Source organism: Clostridium sp. M62/1 (assembly GCF_020736365.1).
GTDB lineage: Bacteria > Bacillota > Clostridia > Lachnospirales > Lachnospiraceae > Otoolea > Otoolea saccharolyticum_A.
Genome location: NZ_CP085988.1, coordinates 1,431,467 through 1,450,578, shown reverse-complemented (window position 1 = coordinate 1,450,578; position 19,112 = coordinate 1,431,467). Strand labels below are relative to the sequence as shown.

Annotated in this window: 17 protein-coding genes and 1 pseudogene; 4 read left to right on the top strand and 14 right to left on the bottom strand. The window is 42.4% G+C overall.

Going from position 1 to position 19,112, the window contains the following annotated elements; translation table 11 throughout:
- The first annotated feature begins 195 nt into the window (after positions 1-195).
- A complete protein-coding gene (locus tag LK436_RS07085; protein ID WP_008398281.1) occupies positions 196-1,410 on the top strand; it encodes an IS256 family transposase in 1,215 nt (404 codons plus the stop codon).
- 346 nt (positions 1,411-1,756) lie between these two features.
- On the opposite strand, the gene LK436_RS07080 is transcribed toward LK436_RS07085, so the two are convergent.
- From LK436_RS07080 to LK436_RS07055, 6 genes and pseudogenes are all read right to left on the bottom strand, one after another.
- Positions 1,757-2,815 carry a PIN domain-containing protein gene (locus tag LK436_RS07080; RefSeq protein WP_147594823.1) on the bottom strand — a complete coding sequence of 353 codons (1,059 nt, stop codon included), beginning with the start codon at positions 2,813-2,815 and terminating at the stop codon, positions 1,757-1,759.
- Positions 2,816-2,991: 176 nt separating this feature from the next.
- Positions 2,992-3,627, bottom strand: coding sequence for a GNAT family N-acetyltransferase (locus tag LK436_RS07075; RefSeq protein WP_008397415.1), 636 nt, complete (start codon positions 3,625-3,627; stop codon positions 2,992-2,994).
- A gap of 9 nt (positions 3,628-3,636) precedes the next feature.
- Positions 3,637-5,664 carry a M28 family peptidase gene (locus LK436_RS07070; RefSeq protein ID WP_008397416.1) on the bottom strand — a complete coding sequence of 676 codons (2,028 nt, stop codon included), beginning with the start codon at positions 5,662-5,664 and terminating at the stop codon, positions 3,637-3,639.
- Positions 5,665-6,086: 422 nt separating this feature from the next.
- The gene (locus LK436_RS07065; RefSeq protein ID WP_008397418.1) at positions 6,087-6,206 is read right to left on the bottom strand and encodes a homoserine O-succinyltransferase; all 120 of its coding nucleotides are present in this window, start codon (positions 6,204-6,206) and stop codon (positions 6,087-6,089) included.
- 31 nt (positions 6,207-6,237) lie between these two features.
- Positions 6,238-7,464 (bottom strand): tyrosine-type recombinase/integrase, encoded by a 1,227-nt coding sequence (locus LK436_RS07060; RefSeq protein ID WP_008397419.1) that lies wholly within the window; start codon positions 7,462-7,464, stop codon positions 6,238-6,240.
- A gap of 83 nt (positions 7,465-7,547) precedes the next feature.
- Positions 7,548-7,751 (bottom strand): annotated as a pseudogene (locus LK436_RS07055) (helix-turn-helix domain-containing protein); the annotation flags it as partial.
- 252 nt (positions 7,752-8,003) lie between these two features.
- Here LK436_RS07055 and LK436_RS07050 point away from each other — a divergent pair.
- Positions 8,004-9,383: a transposase gene (locus LK436_RS07050; protein ID WP_008394736.1), complete on the top strand. Its 1,380-nt coding sequence runs from the start codon at positions 8,004-8,006 to the stop codon at positions 9,381-9,383.
- 75 nt (positions 9,384-9,458) lie between these two features.
- Here the strand turns inward: LK436_RS07050 and LK436_RS07045 are convergent, their stop codons facing one another.
- From LK436_RS07045 to LK436_RS07035, 3 genes are read right to left on the bottom strand one after another with little or no spacing between them, the layout of a single operon-like run.
- Positions 9,459-9,674, bottom strand: a complete 216-nt coding sequence (locus tag LK436_RS07045; RefSeq protein ID WP_147355633.1) for a hypothetical protein — start codon at positions 9,672-9,674, stop codon at positions 9,459-9,461.
- Between the two features lie 34 nt (positions 9,675-9,708).
- The gene (locus LK436_RS07040) at positions 9,709-10,197 is read right to left on the bottom strand and encodes a zinc-ribbon domain-containing protein (RefSeq protein ID WP_147594824.1); all 489 of its coding nucleotides are present in this window, start codon (positions 10,195-10,197) and stop codon (positions 9,709-9,711) included.
- 19 nt (positions 10,198-10,216) lie between these two features.
- Entirely contained in the window at positions 10,217-10,876 is a 660-nt protein-coding gene (locus LK436_RS07035; protein WP_008397421.1) for a hypothetical protein, read from the bottom strand.
- A 156-nt stretch (positions 10,877-11,032) separates the two neighbouring features.
- Here LK436_RS07035 and LK436_RS07030 point away from each other — a divergent pair, with 156 nt between their 5' ends.
- Positions 11,033-11,251, top strand: a complete 219-nt coding sequence (locus tag LK436_RS07030; protein WP_083794756.1) for a helix-turn-helix domain-containing protein — start codon at positions 11,033-11,035, stop codon at positions 11,249-11,251.
- Between the two features lie 54 nt (positions 11,252-11,305).
- Here the strand turns inward: LK436_RS07030 and LK436_RS07025 are convergent, their stop codons facing one another.
- From LK436_RS07025 to metA, 4 genes are all read right to left on the bottom strand, one after another.
- A complete protein-coding gene (locus tag LK436_RS07025) occupies positions 11,306-12,352 on the bottom strand; it encodes a hypothetical protein (protein WP_008397422.1) in 1,047 nt (348 codons plus the stop codon).
- A 738-nt stretch (positions 12,353-13,090) separates the two neighbouring features.
- Positions 13,091-13,570, bottom strand: a complete 480-nt coding sequence (locus LK436_RS07020) for a Bro-N domain-containing protein (protein ID WP_147594825.1) — start codon at positions 13,568-13,570, stop codon at positions 13,091-13,093.
- Positions 13,571-14,277: 707 nt separating this feature from the next.
- On the bottom strand, positions 14,278-14,472 hold the full coding sequence (locus LK436_RS07015; protein ID WP_044931148.1) for a hypothetical protein: 195 nt from the start codon (positions 14,470-14,472) through the stop codon (positions 14,278-14,280).
- Positions 14,473-14,647: 175 nt separating this feature from the next.
- Positions 14,648-15,562 carry a homoserine O-acetyltransferase MetA gene (gene metA / locus LK436_RS07010; RefSeq protein ID WP_044931150.1) on the bottom strand — a complete coding sequence of 305 codons (915 nt, stop codon included), beginning with the start codon at positions 15,560-15,562 and terminating at the stop codon, positions 14,648-14,650.
- Between the two features lie 206 nt (positions 15,563-15,768).
- Between metA and LK436_RS07005 the strand changes: the two genes are divergently transcribed.
- Entirely contained in the window at positions 15,769-16,791 is a 1,023-nt protein-coding gene (locus tag LK436_RS07005) for a ferritin-like domain-containing protein (protein WP_008397429.1), read from the top strand.
- 168 nt (positions 16,792-16,959) lie between these two features.
- Here LK436_RS07005 and ligA read toward each other — a convergent pair whose 3' ends face one another.
- Entirely contained in the window at positions 16,960-18,957 is a 1,998-nt protein-coding gene (gene ligA / locus LK436_RS07000) for an NAD-dependent DNA ligase LigA (protein ID WP_021966212.1), read from the bottom strand.
- Between the last annotated feature and the right edge of the window lie 155 nt (positions 18,958-19,112).

Below are 19,112 nucleotides of genomic sequence, written 5' to 3'. Positions count from 1 at the left end.
TTTTCAATAATAAAGTATGCGCCAAAATGCGTACTGGAAATTTCCGTGGGGATTTCCGTCTTTAAGATCAGATGGTTTAAAAAAGAGACAGCCTTCTCAGGCGGTAGTGTAAAAAAGTTTGTGTCTTTGGAAGAAAATGACTCCTTTTTGGTAAGAATTACGATATGAAAATTCTTATCGAAAAGGAGTATTTTTATGCCGGTAGCTAAGGAACAGATTCGACAGATTATTGCTGATAACAACTTATCCAGTGTTGCTGATGTCTATTCCCTCCTCAGGGACAGTTTTAAGGATATCCTCCAGGAGCTGATGGAAGCGGAACTCGATGCCTCCCTCGGTTATGAAAAGAATCAGAAAGGGGATTCCGTTTCCTCTAACAAAAGGAACGGCCATTCCCAGAAAACCCTGAAAAGCCAGTATGGAGAGTTCCAGATTGACGTCCCCAGAGACCGCAACGGGGAATTCGAGCCGAAGCTCATCCCCAAATACCAGCGGGATATCTCCGGCATTGAGGATAAGGTGATCTCCCTTTATTCCAGAGGCCTCAGCACCAGGGATATCCATGACCAGCTTCAGGACCTCTATGGGATTGAACTGTCCGCTGAAATGGTCAGTAAGATCACAGACCGGATCCTCCCTGAAATCAAAGAGTGGCAGTCCCGTCCCCTCAATCCCATCTACCCTTTTGTCTTTATGGACTGTATCCATTACAAGGTCAGGGAAGAGGGCAGGATCCTCAGCCGGGCCGCTTATGTGGTGCTGGGCGTTACAACGGAAGGCTATAAGGAAATCCTCAGCATCACTGTAGGAGCCAATGAAACCTCAAAGTTCTGGCTGGGGATGCTCAATGACCTGAAGAACCGCGGCGTGCAGGATGTCCTGTTTTTCTGTGTGGACGGACTGCCGGGATTTAAGGACGCGATCCAGGCCGTATACCCGCAGGCACAGATCCAGCGGTGCGTCATCCACATGCTGCGCAATTCCTTCAAGTATGTGAATTACAATGACCTTAAGAAATTTTCCTCTGATTTCAAAGCGGTCTATAATGCCCCGACAGAGGCAGCAGCCCTGGCAGAGCTGGAGGCAGTGAAGGAAAAATGGGGAAAGAAGTACCCATACGCGGTCAGTAACTGGGAAAACAACTGGGAGGATGTCAGTTCCTTTTTCCAGTTTTCAGGGGACATCCGCCGGATCATGTATACCACAAACATCATAGAAGGGCTGAACCGCCAGTACCGGAAGGTAACAAAAACAAAGAGTGTATTCCCGAGCGACAGCGCGCTGGAGAAAATGCTGTATCTGGCGAGCGGAAATGTGACAAAGAAATGGACGCAGAGATACCGGAACTGGGACCAGGTGCTCAGTCAGCTGATTCTTCTGTATCCGGAACGTCTTACACCGTATCTGTAAAGGAAGAAAAAGCAATAAAAGCCGGGACAGCGTTTTATAGGCATAAGCAGCTGTTCCGGCTCTGTTATACAGACATTTACAGTATAGCCGGGAAAGCCCGTTTTAAACCTGAAGTACGGGAAATGGCTTTGGCTTCTGTAAATGTCTAATCAGCATGTAAAAATTTAAAAAGCATGTATAAAAGAAAGCGGGCAGGAAATACTATAACCAGAAAGATAAATTCGACAAAAGATACGGCTGCAAAAGCCGACAAAAACCACTACATATCGAATTCTTATCTGGAAGGTTTCATTCCCATAGACACAGAATATTTTACAGCCTCTCTCAGGCTGTCCCTTCCAGACTTTTACCGTCTCCAGACATATCTGTCCTTCGGCCTTCTCCTGCTTCTTTTTAAATGCCTTCTCGCCTCTTTCTCACCTTCCTGGCCGCCGTCTGAAGCTGGTATCTGTCTTTTCTCCTCCTTTTCCTCTGCTCCTTTCGTCTCTTCGTGAACGCATTCTGCGGACCTCTGCTCTCCCTTCGTGTTTTTCTTCCCGTTCTCCTTTTCAGCTCTCTCTTTCAGCCATTTTGGCTCCTCACGCCTGGAATCCTTTCTGACTGACTCCTCCTTCAAATGGTTCTGTGTCTCCTCTGCAGCAGAGAGAATCATCTCCTCATCCGGCCTCTGACCGCGCTTTTTCCCGGTGTTTCTTCTGCCTTTTCTCCTCATTTCCGGTATGGAGGCCTCCTCCTGCTCATTCTCAGAGGACGCTTCCCTCATCTCCTCCCTGGCTGCTTCCTGTCTTTCCCGCTTTTCCCGGATATGCCTTTCTTTTTCCTGCCGCTCTCTCTCCCGCTTTTCTTTTTCGTGTTTCTCCTTCTCAGCCTTTCTGTCAGCTTTTTTCTGTTTTTTCTGTTCTTTTTCCCGTCTTCCCTGTTCTGTCTGCCCGCTTTTTTCTCTGGAACTTTTGGTCTCTTGTTCCTTGGCCTTTTCTCCGGCCCGCTCACTGCGGTCGACAATAATCTCCCTCACGCTCTCCGCCTTCTCCTCATTCACCGCTATGGCCGGCTGGCGTTTCATACTGATCAGCTTTCCTGACATCTCCTTTCCGTCCCAGAAATCCTCCATACTGCCGAATCCATTGTCACGGCTGACGATAATAAAATCCTTTTCAGCTGTACTTCCGATCAGGTAGCCGCAGTAGCTGGAGAGCTGAAAATCCAGGAAATTCTTTCCTGTTTTATCCACCTTAATATATCTGACCTCTGCCCTGGAAGAAGCAATCTCAATATGGCGCTCAAACGGGACGGCCGCCGCCTGCTTTCCATAAAAAATCACAACTCTGTCGTGGTCAGAAAGTTTCTCCACTCCGTCCATTCCTCCTACTCCTACATTCTCGAAATCTACTAAATACGTACTCATCTGAATCCTCCATTCATTGTTTATCCGTTCTGCAATTCTGCAGCTTTTCACACAGTTTGCTCCGGCGCAGAAAGGATGTTCTGCTTTCTCTGTCCCCAGCACGTAAGCTGCGGCCGCCTGCAGTTCCTTCAGCTGCCTGTTCTGCCCTTGAAGCAGGCAGAAGGCCTGATCATTTTTCACTGCACTTCCCTGATCAGGCAGTACTGATTCAGAGGGAAATGCTTCTTTACCACCCCATATACCTTAAAACCGAATTTGGCATAAAAGGCCAGATTCTTTTCATTGTGTGTTTCCAGTGAAATCATCATTCGATGGCGGTTTGCATAGTCAATGGCCTCGTCTAACAGAAGGGCCGCTACCCCGTGGTGCTGTACATGAGGATCTACGGCAAGGTAAATAATGTGGAGCCTTCTGTTCTGGTGAAGCTGATCCGTCCAGCTTGAATTCAGGTAATCTATGCCCCTCATAAAGTTATAGAAAGTCTTTAGAGACGGATCCTCCTTGATCAGCACAGTGTCCGTGTACAGAGCCGCCTTTGCCTCTGAAAAGTAAAACCGGAACAGGTTATACGGCTCTGCCTCATCCGATACAACCAGTACCCCCTTCAGCTCTTCGCTGTCTGCAAATATCTCACAGGTTTCAAAAAATTCATCCAGATCACAGTGAAACAGCTCAGGCATCAGCCTTTTTCTGACCTCTGGATCAGGGATCAGCGTTTCATAGAGCGGATCATGTGCAAAGCAGAGATTCAAAATTTTCTCCAGCTTCGGCAGATCTTTTCTCTGCACACGGTACAGCTTATCACTATCCATAATAAATTTTCACCTCTGTATAAAGTCCTTTTTTGTTATTTTTTCAAGAGTGTCCAAAGCATCCAGAAGCGCTCGAAGCTGTCTTGACAGCGCCTCATCAAGCGCATCTGCTTCCTTCCTGCAGTCACTCTCTCCTCCGGACTCTCTTTGAAGCAGCCCTGTGACAAGAGGATACAGATTTTCATGACCGGCAAGTCTCTGGTACCCCCATTTCAGACGGTCCTTTGGCTGATCCAGCACATACTCGGTAAAGTGGCGGTACACTTCTTCAGAAAACATAAAGGCATAGGCATTATTATCCACCTGATAGAGCTTTCGCAGAGCAGCTGAGATCTTTCCTTCTCTGAGATTCTTCACCGCCCCGCCCAGCAGCCGTATCTTTTCCATACAGAGCTCATGAAGATAATAGACATTTCCATACCAGTCAATGCGCACAAACTCATCCTGTTCCAGCTTAAAGCGCCTTAAAAGCTCTGCCTCGCGCTTTCTCTCTCTCTGAAACAGCTCCTCTGCCTGCGCCTCTCTTCCCTGGCTCAGAAGGCTGCTGTAGCGGTTATTGATTTCCCGCACTTCTTCATATTCTCTCCATGAGAACTCTGCCGCCTGCTCAAAGAGCTGCTTCATCTCTTCCAGCCTGACAGCCACCTCCGGACTCACCCATAGCTCTCCCAGTTCTTCATCAAGAGACCGGGCCGCCCGCTTCATCACCCGCTCAAAACAGAGAGGAACCACAGCTGTCCGGTCAAGAGCCTCAATCAGAAGAGCGAACAGCTCATGGTGAAGTCTGTAGACCTGCTCATCATAGAACTCATCATTGTCAAACTGGGAATGATAATGCGTTTCCATAAAGCTCCCGCCTGTGAAATCATTGACCATGGACGGAATTCCGGCAATTGCCATGGAAAAGTCATCTGACCAGGTTTCAATGGGAGCCGTTACCTTTGTCTCTTCCGGATACGCCTGAGTCAGATTGGGCAGATCCTCCAGCCATTCATTCAGATAATCTACGTATTCGTAGCAGCTTCTGATCCTCGCCCTGGTTCCATGTGCCAGAGCCGGCAGCTCGAAATTCAGGTCTGCAATCACCCTGCCCACCCATTCGGGATGCGCTGTGAACACCTGCTCATAGGCTCCCGCAGACCAGTCAAAATTAGAATCGGCTACTCCCCACTCCTCAGCCGCCATAGCGCAGAAAACAATGGTATTGTTGGGCTGAAAGCCGCTTGCCACCAGAGCCCTGGCAATTCCCAGCATCATAGCCACAGCTGTATTATCATCCTGAAAGCCGCTGAAATAGGAATCATAGTGGGCAGACAGGAGAACCATACGCTCCGGATGTCTTCCCGGAATACGGCCTGTGATGTTGTAGGTGGTGCAGTTTCTTCTGACACGGGTATCCGCATCCAGAAACACAGACAGCTCCCCCTTCTCCTGCAGCAGCTTTTTCAGCTCTCTTGCATCTCTTTCTGAGATAGAGAAAGCAGGTGCATCCTCCGGCCCTGCAATATCCTGGGCGTTTAATGCTTCCTCTCCGATTTCGCCGTACCCTCCGCTCTGAACAGCGATCAGAGCTCTGGCCCCCTTTAAATGGGCTTCATAGACCGGATAGTTAATCCACCACTCATCCCTCTGGTTAATATCCACCAAAACCAGCTTTCCGGCTGCATTCTTTCCCTCATAATCCCGGTCCGTTCCCTTCCCCAGGTACATCAGGGAGCACTCCTCAAATCCATCTGTCACAAGAGTGGTCTGGTAAGCTCCCAGCTGAACCTCTCTCTCCCTTCCGTCCTGTCCCTCAAACCGAAGAACTGCCTTTTTAAACTCCCAGCCATCCACGGTTACCGCATCCTTTGACACATCTGAAAGGCCGATGCTCTCCATCTCCTGTTTCAGCATTTCTCCTGTTTCAAACTCCGCCCTGGAGCCCGCTGTGCGGTATCCCAGGACAGGATTGGATTTATATACTTCCATCCGTTTTGCCAGACGGTAGGAATAATCCACATCCAGATGCTTTAGGATCTCTTCCTGTGTTATCATGACTGCCTTCCCTCCTGTTAAACATTCCGGCAAAACTTAGCGCCCGGTTGCCGGCACTGCATACTGAAGCCGGCATGCGCAGGTATAATGCCCGCTTTGCAGGTATTCCTTGGTTATTATACCACCTCTCCTTACAGGTAGGGAAGTGAATTTCGCCTTCGGCCTGAAGAATCAGAAAAAAGTGCTGCTGTTTCAGGGCTCCATCTGTTCTGAGCTGTTCCCGCTGATCAGTATAACTGACAAATCCCCCCGGCAGGACTGGCATTCTCCTTTCCTGCCGGAGGGACTGATTTTCTGGCGTTTCCCTTTTTTAATTTTCTGCTTCCTCTTTCTCTGATGCCAGCTCCGCCTTTACCTTTTCCATCTCTTCAGACGGCAGCCTCTCCCGTATTCCACGGAACTCAGGGAGAAAAACGTATTTCTCAATCCTCCGACAAAAGATACGGAGTCACCTGATATACGTAGAAATTCAGCCAGTTGGTGTAGAGAGTGTTGGCCACGTTGCTTGTATTTACAGGAATTTCAACCTTTACTACCCCCATATTTTTTCCCTCTACCCCATTTTTACCCCATTTATATCTGCTTTTCAAATTCTCTTTCAATATTTATTTCTCTGCTGTCTTCCAGAGAAATAAAATATTCACTTAGTCTGCTGATTGCCTTCTCTTCACAATGTTTAAATACGGAAGTATACAAATCCATTGTCATTTGTAATGTAGAATGTCCCAAATACGTCTGTATTACTTTTGGTGATATTCCGGCTTCAAAACATCGTGTTGCAAACGTATGCCGAAAGCAATGCGGAGTAAACATTTCAAACTGCTCAATCTCGCTTCTGACTGAATTAATCTCGTTTACAATTTTCTTAATGGCATCAATTAGAATCTGGTCACAAATAGGCGTTGCGTATTTTGTAGTGAACAGTAGATTTTCAAACCCCTTTTCCGGCTTTGCTGACTGCCTCGAGATAATATTATTTCTTTGAATCAACTGTTTTTTCAATGCAATTTCACATTGTTTATTTATTGGAACTTTTCTATTGCTTGTTTTTGTTTTTGGGGGATTAATATGAAATGTCTTTCCGGTATCTCCCTCTAACTTCTGATACAGCAGAGTCTTTTCTACATTGATTTCTTTCTTCTCTAAATCAATATCATCCCATGTTAAAGCACATAGCTCACCTTGTCTCAGTCCCGTATTGACGGCAACAGTAAAGAGATTATCATAAAATGTACCTTTACAGCAATCAAAAAAATCTATCTGTTCTTCCACTGAAAATACTCTTTTATTTCTTTTGTTGTGCTTTGGAAGCCTGATACCTTTTGCAGGATTCCGAACAGCATAATTGTCAAGAATTGCTTTATTATACATATCGAGCAACATAACCCTGACTTTGTTTTGTGTTTGAAACTGTAAGCCCTGCTTATCTAACTCTTTTAATAATGCCCTTATGTGCAGCTGTGTTATGTCTTTTAACCTCTTATGTCCTAATAGCGGTTCAATATGCTTTTTAAAAACCTGTTTATAATAGACTCTGGTATTATCACGTATTACATTGTATTTATAGATTTCCAGCCAATTATCAAACCAAACAGATAAAGTTAAAGAATCATCTAATATCACATTCCCGATTGCATCATTATATTTGGCTTCGTTTAGTTTTCTTTTTAAAGAAGACAAATTTCTATCATATAATTCTTTACGCTTACCAAATTTATCTACATATCTTGCAGAATAAATACCGTCTACTTTTTGCCTGATTCCAACTCCTAATTCTTTACCTTTTAAATCTTTTCCCATATTAAATCCTTTCTAACAGATGAGAAAAGACCTATATAACATAACTTATTTTAAATCTTCTTTTGCATCGTATCAATACTTATTTATTTAATATTTCTTAAAATCCGGTTAACTGTACTTCTGCTCAATGCTGTCTCCTTACAGATGTCCGCAATTTTCATCCCCCCCTTATACAACAATAGAACTGTTTCTCCTTTTTCATTTTGCTTAGATGGCCTTCCCCCATTTCTGCCTCTGGCTTTTGCTGCTTTTAGTCCTTCCTTGGTTCTCTGACTAATCAAATCTCTTGTGTCAAAAAGTAAATAGATTATGATACGTTTTTTGATACTATTTTGAGTATAAAAAGAGGCATACTTACGTACACCTCTGATTTATATCTGAATCATTTATTATGAATTTAATTACTAAAACTTCCCACACCATATTGGTGCGTTGATCCTTGAAAATTCAATATTTCAGCCAATAAAAAAAGCATAAATCTGTTCCGTTTGGTATAATGGAATTGACTAGAAACCATCTTTACAAAGGAGATTTATGCCATGTCCAGTATACCACAAAACTATTTCGTTGAGAACGACTTAATTGACTGTGTTCAGAGATTTTTTTCCAAACATCATGTTGGCAGGCTCCTTGCCAGATGTAATGGAATGAAGGAAAAAGGTGTTTCATCTGTTTCCCTGCTTCGTTATAAACTCAGCAACATTTTTGTCGGAAGAAGTATGTATATGCAGCAGCGGACTGGCTCTTTTAAGGAGGCGTTTTCCAAGAACACTTTCTACCGTTTCCTTAATTCTTCAAAAACAAACTGGCTTCGTTTTACTTCTCTTCTTGCAGCTGATATTGTCAATCATGACATTCGTGATCTGACAGATCCGGAAAGAAAAAATGTCTTTATCATTGATGACAGCCTTTTCAACCGTACCAGCTGTAAGAAAACGGAACTGGGATCAAAAGTTTTTGACCACACGGATATGCATTTCAAAAAGGGCTTCAGGATGCTTACTTTAAGCTGGAGTGATGGAAACACACTGATCCCTGTAAACAGCTGCCTGTTAGCGTCTGCAAAGAATACAAATATCATCGGCCCGGTAAAGGACTTTGACAACAGAACCCTTGCAGGAAAAAGACGTGCGCTAGCCCAAACAAAAGCACCAGAGGCAATGATGACTTTACTGAATACAGCCCTCAGTGCAGGGCTGAAAGCGGATTATGTCCTGTTTGATTCCTGGTTTTCCAATCCAGCACAGGTCACAGCCATCCATGCAAAAGGCATGGATGTGATTGCCATGATTAAGAAAAGTAGCCGGATCAAATATTCGTACGGTGGTGAACAGCTGAATATCAAAGAAATCTATTCCCGGAACAAAAAGCGCCGTGGCAGATCAAAGTATCTGCTTTCTGTTGATGTTATGGTAGGAAAGGCGAATCCAATTCCGGCGAAAATCGTATGCGTAAGGAACAAGGCAAACCGCAAGGACTGGCTTGCTTTTATCTGTACAGCTACAACACTTTCCGAGGAAGAGATTATCCGTATTTATGGAAAGCGCTGGCAGATCGAGGTCTTTTTCAAAACCTGCAAATCCATGCTGAATCTGGTTGGAGAATGCCACAGTTTATCTTATGATGCACTGACAGCCCATGTGGCGATCGTGTTTACCCGATATATGTTACTTGCAATGGAGCAGCGCCAAAATGAAGATCAGAGAACGCTTGGTGAACTGTTCTTCTTCCTTGTTGATGAAATGGCAGACATTACTTTCAACAGGTCACTTTGCATCCTGATGGAAGCCTTGATGGCAAGTCTTCAGGGAATCTTTAAACTAAGCGATGAGCAACTGAATGCTTTTACCGCTGATTTTGAAGCAAGATTGCCGGAATATCTGAGAAAAGCACTCCATTTGGAAGCTGCAGCGGCATAAATCGCTATTTTGTTAGCTGAAATATTGAATTTTCAAGGAACGAATCCCATTTTAGGTATGGGAAGTTTTAGTTAATTATTCTTTTATAGTTGGATTATAGGCTTCATTTGCAAGCTTCCGATTAAGATTAGAATGAATACACTGTGAAGCATATATACACGTATTTTCATTTGAACAATATGTTGTATTAAATCCCTCTAATCTATTTTTATAAGTCATTCTAACTGTTCTAACAGTAACATTTTCTGCTGTTAATGAACATCTTCCATTTTTCTCTGATATTTTTCCCATTCTAGCACCCCCTATCAACTGAATTTCAATGATTTTAAAATTTACATTTACAGTTCATACAAACCCTATCTACTTTATTCGTTAAAAATCCTGTAGCTAAAGACCATTTTCTTGGAACCATCTGAATCTGAGTTGATCCACATTTAGGACATTTAACGGTAGTATCATTTATTTTATCACTATTTTTAAATTCAAAATAAGGGTCTGTTTCTGGTCTAAAAGAAATTGTATCATATATAGAATGACATCGAGGACACATTATAGGCAGTCCTCCTGCTTCAAATTTGTAATCTCCATTATCAAGAATATTTCTTTTATACATAGTATTGATATACTTAAATTCTTGCCCACAGGAACACCTTAAATACAAATTTTGTATGCCTTTGTTATAGCAGTATACGATATTAGTATTTTCCTTACTTAACTTTTCTTGAGTTTGATTTAAAGGAAAACCACAATAAATACATTTTTCTGTTCTGTCACTTACTTCTTTTCCGCACTCTGGACATTGAATTAACGCCATAATTTCCCTCCATATTTTTCTATTTCATTTCTACCTGTTCACTCATAACATAGGCTATTGCACCTTTGTTTGCACCCTCAAGTAATTCTACCTTTGTTACAGCTATTCCTACATCCTTAACATAGACTTTTGTTCCATTTCCCTCTAATGCAATCTTTCCCCCCTCTACCATGGAGTTCATCATATTTTCATCGTTATTTTCGATAGCTTTAAGCCATTCATCTAACGCATCTCTCGATATAGCCAAAACAACCGATCCATATCCGTTGTCTTCTAATGTTGCATCATATGTTTTTATTTCATTTTTAGCAGTTTCTCCACTGTAATATTTTTTAACTAAATTCGTATCAGTCATAATCATAAAAATATCGTTTTCTGATACATTAAATTTTTTCTCTGCTTCTGTCCATATCTCATCAGCCTTTTTTTCAAGGTCTGCATCTGATATATCTGTATCGTATAATGGGTCAATTTGACCATTTATAAATGCTAATATTTCCAATTTTTTACTTTCACTTAAATCTTCTTTTTCAATCGCTTTCTTAGTTTCCGGTTCCGTCGTCTCATTTATGGTTGTAGTTTCAACCGCTGTAGTTGCCATTTCTGTCGTCTGACTACTACATCCAATAAGTCCTACACTTGCTAAAAGCCCTATCAATAACATTTTCTTTTTCATCATTTTTTCTCCTATATTATATTCTTTTTAACGAATATGTATCTATACTACAACATTTATATTACACTTTCAACCAGAATCTTCTTTATATCGAAGATATTCGTATAAAAAAATAGGCTCTATGCTAATACTATCAGCTAAGACAGGAGCATAAAACCTATGATTTTATTTGATCCCTTCTGGAAAAAATGTGAAGAGTCTGGTGAAAACTGGTACACCCTTCATAATAAACATGGAATTTCTTTTTCTACTCTTCATAGATTAAAACATAATAAACCTATCTCTACTACCACTATCAACGACTTATGCCGGATTCTAAATTGTGATGTAAAAGATATCGCCACATATGTACCATGTGATGATGACCAAATTTTATAGAGTCCTGTTACACTATAACAACGACACTGGCAGCAGGACTTTATACACAATTCTTTAACAGACAGTATATAAAATTTCTTGTTTTTCTTTCATAATATCTTCTTTATTCTCAATTTTATAACGTACTTTATATCTATCTTCCGCTTCTTCAAAACTTTTCAATCCAAACAGTTTACAATAAACTTCTAGAACATCTGATCTTTCTTTTAAATCAAACGGATGTAAGTACAACTTACTACCTTGTCCAAATCCTCTTACTCTTCTTTTCCGATTTTTTTTGTAACTTTTATCTCTGCTTTCCATTATTTGTTTATATATGTAATATGCAACTTCCTCTTTTAGTATTTTTTGACTTTCTTCATACTCCTCTTTTGACAATAAGTATTTTTTCCCAATTATAACTTTATGTGCCTGAAAAGGTTTAAAACCGTATTTTTTTATCCTATTCTCAAATCTTTTTTTATATTTGGGAAATTTCTTATGGCTTCTCAAAGCATCCTGTAAAGAGCACTCTAATTCTTTACAAATTTCATTTTGAAGGTTTTCTACTATTGCTAATTCATCATCATCTAACTCAATTATATTATTATCTTTACTTTTTACCCAAATCAGATTATGTTCAATAATTCCTTGATTAGTTAACGATTTAAAGGCAGAATCATTAATTGTATTTAATTTATCACGAATCATCTGCTTAAAATACCAAATCACAGGAGTATCTTCTTCATTCCTTTTCCAAAATTCTTTATCTCCAATACCATATAATGCACTGAAAATTTCCCATGAAACTTTTGTAAAACTTCCTGCTTCTAAAATTAACTTTTCTACATATTGGATATATTTAGTATTATTTCTTCCACCACGATTTTCTTTTCTGAATATCGGTTCTGAATATTTTTCTGTTATTTTAATTCTATGTCCGGTTCCTATCTCTTCAAATTTTAAATATCTTTCAATTTCTTGTCGCATATATCTACGGGCAATTTGTCCATCTGGCTTCATTCCAAGTAAAAGCTGATATAAACTTGACTTCGATGGAAATTCTTGGTTCACATTAATTTCTGCTAAATTTTCTAAATTTACTATATATCTACTACTCATATTTATCCTTTCATATCAATTTAGGGTAGTTTTGAATTATATATATTTTTAAATTGTTTATACGCATTTCAAAACTACCCTATTATTACTATGCCGCTTCTATTCAGTCGCGGCTTAAAATTCAAATATTTTTTGATTGTCTGATATGTTTCACAAATTTATTTAAACACATACATTTTGAAGAGTGATTTACGGCTTGTCCGTCAAAGCACTCGGAAAAATGCTTTATGTTTTAAATAAATTTTGAAATATATTAGACAAAGATTTAATTTAAATATATTTATATAAGATTGCGTAGCTTGCAAAAGCGAAGCAAGATTATTAAATTATTTAAATTAAATCTCCCTTAAAGGTAACGTATCTGCTACCATCTATTTCTAATATTTTCCATTCGCATTTTTTGATAATATCCCCCTTATAAAATACACTAAAATCAGTGATTTCCTTTGTTCCTGCATATATACACATATACTTTAGTAATATTATCTTTCCTATAAATATACCGTAATCATAATAAGTGTTTTTATCCTGTCACTATATTTTCCCTCCTCTTCCATTCTATTTTTTCTTTGGTAATCGCCTATCCCCTCCCTTCCTATTCCGTCTCCTCTAAACTTTACTTTTTCACGCCGTATAATCAGCTAGAATCCATTTTTATTTGTTCCATGATATTTTTATCCCCTTCCTTTACAAATTGAAAATATGCCTTTTATTTGTGTAAATTTAATTACTCCATCTCTACGATTTGTTGATTTTGTGTGGCAATCTTTCTTTTTGAGATTCAATAATTTCATTTTGTCTACGAACTGTTTGTAAAGTTGCTTTAAACAATTGTTTTGTCATATCATCAGCAAAGGGAAGATAAGTATTAACAAAAAGTTCGTCATCATTTACATATCCACCTGTCTTACGAATTGAGGGAAGGACTTCTGATGTTACCCAATGTTTAAATCTTTTGGCATTTGGAAGTTTACTGGAAAGAATCAAACTATAAAGACCTGATTCATTTATAATAGTTAAATTTTGAACTCCACCAAGGGTGTCACATTTCGTTACCCCCTTATCTTCTTCATCTATATGATCACTAATAGCTTTTCTTGGATTTGTATAATTAAGAATTTCAGCTACATCCTTCCCAACAAACCAAGGCTCATTGTTAATTATTAATGTTCTTACCTGACCAAACTCCTCATTATTAAAAATTTGTAATTCATTCATAATCATTTCTCCTTTTATCTTTATTTAATATATAAACTTTCATAGACAATAGAATTATTAGATTTTCCTATTATCCTTTTAAAACTGCTATTGACACAGCTTCCAAAGTTCTGAGAAACTATCTCATATGTTTCGTAATACTCTAATATCTATCTTTCTTTTCTCTAAAAAACAAAAAGACGCTAAATCAACAGACAGATTATGCTCCATCTAAATGATTTAACGCCTTTTCCTATTACTTCCTCTTTCGAGGGTTAGCAGTCCCCGGTATATATCAAATCACATGATATAACAAGACATTACGGTTTCATAACGGCTTATTCAATTTTCAGCATGGTTCTGCTATCTTTTCTTCACACCGCCTTTCCGTATTATATCTATCTTTAAAAGTCCACTATATTTCATCATACTGGGTTTTCTCCTTCAGATTTCAATTCTGTATGTGTTTGGTTGTAAAATACATTATATCACAATTTCATCTTTTTTAAAGTCCCCCAAATTTGCTCATGGTATAGCAAAAGTGGCTCTAAAAGCTCATAATAAGCCTTTAAAGCCACTTTACCTGTTTACCTTATATTTTTCCCATTTTAATTCTTGAAATGGATTTTCGTCTTAATAAACATCATTTTTACCAAATAATCCAGAGTAAAAAATTCTGCTCCAATGGAATGGTTTAAAAAATAAATTGTATTTTTTTTAATACAATCTTATTCTATAAACTCCGATAACTGATCATCTAAGTCAGTAAGCAGTAATTTTAATACCCTCATAACTGATTCTCCCTGTATATTCTGGCTCATTGCAAAGGCTTCTTCTAACAAGGTGATAAGGTTTAAAATTGATTCCATTTTAACTAACAGAACGTCTAAATCTACCTGTATAGCATCATTCATACCATTCATAATTATACTCCATTTCATAGTCTTTTTTGATGTTATATAGGTCTTTTCACTGGTTATATTTACTGCCCCATTTCTACCCCATTTAACTATCAAAAATGGGGTATTTTCGCCATTTTCCCGCAAAGTACTTTCATTGACTAAAGTGTCATTTTTCCCTTATTTTACAAGCCTTTTCTCAATCCTCCGACAAAAGATACGGAGTCACCTGATATACATAGAAATTCAGCCAGTTGGTGTAGAGAGTGTTGGCCACGTTGCGCCATTTCAGCGTCGGAACTGAAAACGGATCGTTGTCTTCATAGTAATTGTACGGTATCTCCGGATTCATTCCCTTGCTCAAATCCCTGTGATATTCATTGTTCAGCGTCATCCGATCGTATTCCGGATGTCCCTGCATAAATATCTGCCTTCCGTCCCGGCTCATCACCAGAAAAACGCCTGCCTGCTCAGAGCGGGACAAAAGCATCAGCTCCGGGTGCTTTGCCACATCCGCTTCCCTCACCTCTGTCCATCTGGAGTGGGGGCAGTAGAAGTAATCATCCAGGCTCCTGACAAGGGGAACCTTCCTGTTCAGCACCTGATGCCGGTAGATGCCGGAGAGTTTCCTCTCCCTCTTATATTTAGGGATTCCGTAGTGGTAGTAAAGTCCCGCCTGAGCCCCCCAGCAGATGTGGAGGGTGGAGGTCACATGGGTTTTGCTCCACTCCATAATGTCCGTGAGCTCCTCCCAGTAGTTGACCTCCTCATACTCCATATTTTCCACAGGAGCCCCTGTAATAATCATTCCGTCATATTTTTTCCGTCTCACCTCGTCAAATGTCACATAAAACTTATTGAGATGGCTGGCAGATGTATTTTTCGAGACGTGGGACGAGAGCATCAAAAAAGTACAGTCCACCTGCAGCGGAGTGTTGGAAAGAGCCCTCAAAAGCTGTGTTTCCGTTTCCTCCTTGATCGGCATCAGATTCAGAATCAGGATTTCCAGCGGCCTGATGTCCTGTCTTAAGGCCCTGTCCTCATCCATCATAAAAATGTTTTCCGCTTCCAGAATCGCCTTTGCCGGCAGATCCTTCTGTATTTTAATAGGCATAACATCCCTCCATTTTACTGTCAGTAAGGCAGCTCTTCCTCCTGTCTGCGTTTTGTCTTTCGCTTCGCAAAAAGGCGGACTGCCGTAGGGTATCATATCACATTTTAAACATAATTGCCAGCGTGACTCATAAAATAGAATAAATAAAACCCGAAAGGCGTAACAGCAGAAGCTGTCCTATCTGCTGTTATGGAAAGGAAATTTTCATGCAGGAATCGGATTTTTCCAATGTTCAGGAACAGAATGAGGCTCTTACCGCCCAGTCTGCCTCAGGTTCGTCAGACCATATGAAGCAGGTCTCTGTCAGACAGACGGTTTCGCAGACAGGTCAGCCTCTGAAAGGCCAGGTCATCTATCAGAATCATATCAGAAAGCAGCCCTCCAAGGGCCAGGATAGCTGTCAGCCGAACGGCTCCCCAAGCCAAGGAAGCCTGTCTTCCTTTTCTTCCATGCACATTCAGGACGCCGACCCACGCGCCAGAAACAGAGCGGACAAAAACCGCTTTGACAGCTGCAAAACGGAGGCTGAGATGGAGGAGACAAACCGATCCGAGATAAACCGGGCTGAAAAAAACGGCGAAACGGCTGAGGCTTCAAGATCTCAGCTCAAAAGTCAGGGAATCAGAAAAGACAGTCCGTGTGCGCCCGGAAACTCAGGCCCGGGAGAGGCTTTTCCCGGCGGGCCCCGCTGCGGCGAATTTCATCCCCATGGCCTTCGCCCCGGCGAGCAGGCCTTCCGCGCAGCCACCCCCTACCCTCCCGTCAAGGCCGGATGCCAGAATCCCCGCTATGCCTCTGCAATGCTTGACAATCTGGGCGGCCAGTTCTCAGAGATGACGGCTGTGGGACAGTATTTTTATTCCTCTCTTCTCTCCGCCGAATGCCCGGAAATTTCTGAGACCTTCCACCAGGTCAATATCGTGGAAATGCATCACCTGAAAATCTTCGGTCAGCTCGCCATGCAGCTAGGCGCAGATCCCAGGCTCTGGACCAGAAGCCTGCGCACCGGAAGGTATATGTACTGGGATGCCGGTTATCTGCACTACTCCTCCTCTATCAAGAAACTTCTCTCTGCTGCCATCGCCTCAGAGCGGGAAGCCTGCAGCAAATACCTGAAACAGGCATCCTGGATTCAGGATCCCAATATCTGCGACAATCTGAAACGAATTGCCGCAGACGAGCAGATGCATGCAGAGCTGTTTACACGTCTGTTTCACAAATACTGCTGAGAACCAGAGAGCGCATCAGAAGTTTCCCCGGGCCGGTCAGAGCGCATCCCTCCAGGATGCCCTGACCCCAGCCCTCTGCTGTTCTTCTGGTGCGCTCTGCCAAACAGTCTGTATTTATCTTTCCCGGGAGAGCCTGCTTTTCTCTCTCCCGCCAATCCTGCTTCTTTCTCACTGCTTCGCAGAATCTGTTCCCAGCATTTCTATAAACTGCTCCTCTGTGATAACAGGAATCCCGAGTTCTCTGGCCTTCTTATTCTTAGAAGAATTTGATGCGGCATCATTGTTGATCAGATAGCTGGTTTTTGCTGTGACGCTTCCCGTCACCTTCCCCCCTCTGGACTCAATGATCTCCTGAACCTCCTTGCGGTTCTTAAAGTGCTCCACCGAGCCTGTGATGACAAACACAAGCCCTTCAAAGAGCTCTGTCCTCTCCCCTTCCTCCTTTGGAGCAGCCTCTATGGTCAGCTCCTCCATCAGCCGGTCCACCATCTGGTTATTCTTTTCATCTGCGAAGAACTGGATCCAGGCGTCGGCAAGCACCTCGCCGATTCCGTCCACCGCTGTCAGCTCTTCCTTTCCCGCGCAGCGCATGGCATGAAAATCATACTGGAAATGGCGGCACAGCATCTTGGCGTTGGCAAGCCCGATTCCTGCCACACCCAGGCCGTACACGACCCGGGGAAGGGTTGTGTCTGCGGCCCTCTTCACCGCCTCTGTCAGCTTATCGAAGGATTTCTTCCCAAAGCCCTCCATATTTACAATCTCCTCCTCATGCCTGTCCAGATGAAAAATATCCGCATATTCGTGAATAAAGCCTCTGGCGATGAACTTTTCCAGGGTCGCCTCGGACAGTCCCCCTATATTGAGGGCGTCCCTGCTGGTAAACAGGGTAAAGCTCTTGATCTTTTTGGCCTGACAGTCCGGATTGGTGCAGTACAGCGATTTGACATCGTTTACCTTCCTCACTTCCGTCTTTCCTCCGCAGACAGGACAGGTTTCGGGAATATCTCTCACTCCGCTTCTTGTAAGGTTGTCTGCAATCTGGGGGATAATCATATTGGCCTTGTAAACGGTAATGCGGTCTCCCTCTCCCAGCTCCAGGGCCTCCATGATACTGATATTGTGGACGCTGGCCCTGCTTACTGTGGTACCCTCCAGCTCCACCGGCTCAAATACTGCCACCGGGTTAATAAGCCCTGTCCTGGACGCGCTCCACTCAATATAGGAAAGGGTTGTCTCCTGGATCTCATCCGCCCATTTAAAGGCAATGGAGTCTCTGGGAAATTTGGCAGTCCTTCCCAGGGACTGTCCATAGGCAATATCGTCAAACAGCAGAACCAGCCCGTCTGACGGCACGTCATTCTTCTCCACAGCCTCGGAAAAAGATGCCACAGCCGCCTCAAGGGTATCTGCCGTCACCAGCCGGTATTCCACCGTTTCAAAGCCCTGGGACTTAAGCCACAGAAACTGTTCCTCCCTGGAATTTTTAAAATCCACTCCGTCGGCAGACACCAGGCTGAATGCGAAAAATCTCACCTTTCTCTGAGCCGTAACCTCACTGTTCAGCTGCCTCACAGACCCGCTGCACAGGTTTCTGGGGTTTTTGTATCTGGCATCCACATCCTCAATCTCCTCATTGATTTTCAGAAAATCTGAATACCGGATCACTGCTTCCCCGCGGAGCACAAGCTGCCCCTTGTAGGGAATGGTCATGGGAACGTTGACGAAAGTTTTCGCATTGTTTGTGATCACCTCGCCGATCTCTCCGTTTCCTCTGGTAACCGCCTTCACAAGTTTTCCCTCTTCATAGGTCAGGACAATCGTGAGACCGTCCATTTTCCAGGAAAGGAGCCCGCTCTGCTCTCCCAGCCATTCCTTCAGCTCCTCCACGCTCTTTGTCTTGTTCAGTGAGAGCATGGGACTTTCATGTCTCTCCTTCGGAAGGGAGCTGACCACCTCATAGCCTACATTCTGTGTCGGGCTGTTTCCAAATACAGTCCCCGTCTCCCGCTCCAGCTCAAGAAGTTCATCGTAGAGCCGATCGTACTCAAAGTTACTCATGACTTCCCGGCTTTCCTGGTAATAGGCCCGTCCAGCCTCCCGGAGAATCCCTATCAGCTCCTTCATTCGCTCCAGCTTTCCACTCTGCTTTTCTTCTATCTTCATCTGTCTTTCCCGGCTTCCTTTCTCACTTTTTGCTGACTGCCAGGCCGTCTGCCCCATCCTCTTTCGCAGGCTTGCGGCCTTAGCTTTCTGTCTCTGTTCTCTTTTTCTGATTCCCTTTCTATTCTTCTTTATACGTATGATTCATTTTACTAAAA

Bases quoted from the DNA above. Each gene is read 5' to 3' on its own strand.
- LK436_RS07085 (WP_008398281.1), top strand. From the start codon at position 196: ATGCCGGTAGCTAAGGAACAGATTCGACAGATTATTGCTGATAACAAC.
- LK436_RS07080 (WP_147594823.1), bottom strand. From the start codon at position 2,815: ATGAGTACGTATTTAGTAGATTTCGAGAATGTAGGAGTAGGAGGAATG.
- LK436_RS07075 (WP_008397415.1), bottom strand. From the start codon at position 3,627: ATGGATAGTGATAAGCTGTACCGTGTGCAGAGAAAAGATCTGCCGAAG.
- LK436_RS07070 (WP_008397416.1), bottom strand. From the start codon at position 5,664: ATGATAACACAGGAAGAGATCCTAAAGCATCTGGATGTGGATTATTCC.
- LK436_RS07065 (WP_008397418.1), bottom strand. From the start codon at position 6,206: ATGGGGGTAGTAAAGGTTGAAATTCCTGTAAATACAAGCAACGTGGCC.
- LK436_RS07060 (WP_008397419.1), bottom strand. From the start codon at position 7,464: ATGGGAAAAGATTTAAAAGGTAAAGAATTAGGAGTTGGAATCAGGCAA.
- LK436_RS07050 (WP_008394736.1), top strand. From the start codon at position 8,004: ATGTCCAGTATACCACAAAACTATTTCGTTGAGAACGACTTAATTGAC.
- LK436_RS07045 (WP_147355633.1), bottom strand. From the start codon at position 9,674: ATGGGAAAAATATCAGAGAAAAATGGAAGATGTTCATTAACAGCAGAA.
- LK436_RS07040 (WP_147594824.1), bottom strand. From the start codon at position 10,197: ATGGCGTTAATTCAATGTCCAGAGTGCGGAAAAGAAGTAAGTGACAGA.
- LK436_RS07035 (WP_008397421.1), bottom strand. From the start codon at position 10,876: ATGATGAAAAAGAAAATGTTATTGATAGGGCTTTTAGCAAGTGTAGGA.
- LK436_RS07030 (WP_083794756.1), top strand. From the start codon at position 11,033: ATGATTTTATTTGATCCCTTCTGGAAAAAATGTGAAGAGTCTGGTGAA.
- LK436_RS07025 (WP_008397422.1), bottom strand. From the start codon at position 12,352: ATGAGTAGTAGATATATAGTAAATTTAGAAAATTTAGCAGAAATTAAT.
- LK436_RS07020 (WP_147594825.1), bottom strand. From the start codon at position 13,570: ATGAATGAATTACAAATTTTTAATAATGAGGAGTTTGGTCAGGTAAGA.
- LK436_RS07015 (WP_044931148.1), bottom strand. From the start codon at position 14,472: ATGAATGGTATGAATGATGCTATACAGGTAGATTTAGACGTTCTGTTA.
- metA (WP_044931150.1), bottom strand. From the start codon at position 15,562: ATGCCTATTAAAATACAGAAGGATCTGCCGGCAAAGGCGATTCTGGAA.
- LK436_RS07005 (WP_008397429.1), top strand. From the start codon at position 15,769: ATGCAGGAATCGGATTTTTCCAATGTTCAGGAACAGAATGAGGCTCTT.
- ligA (WP_021966212.1), bottom strand. From the start codon at position 18,957: ATGAAGATAGAAGAAAAGCAGAGTGGAAAGCTGGAGCGAATGAAGGAG.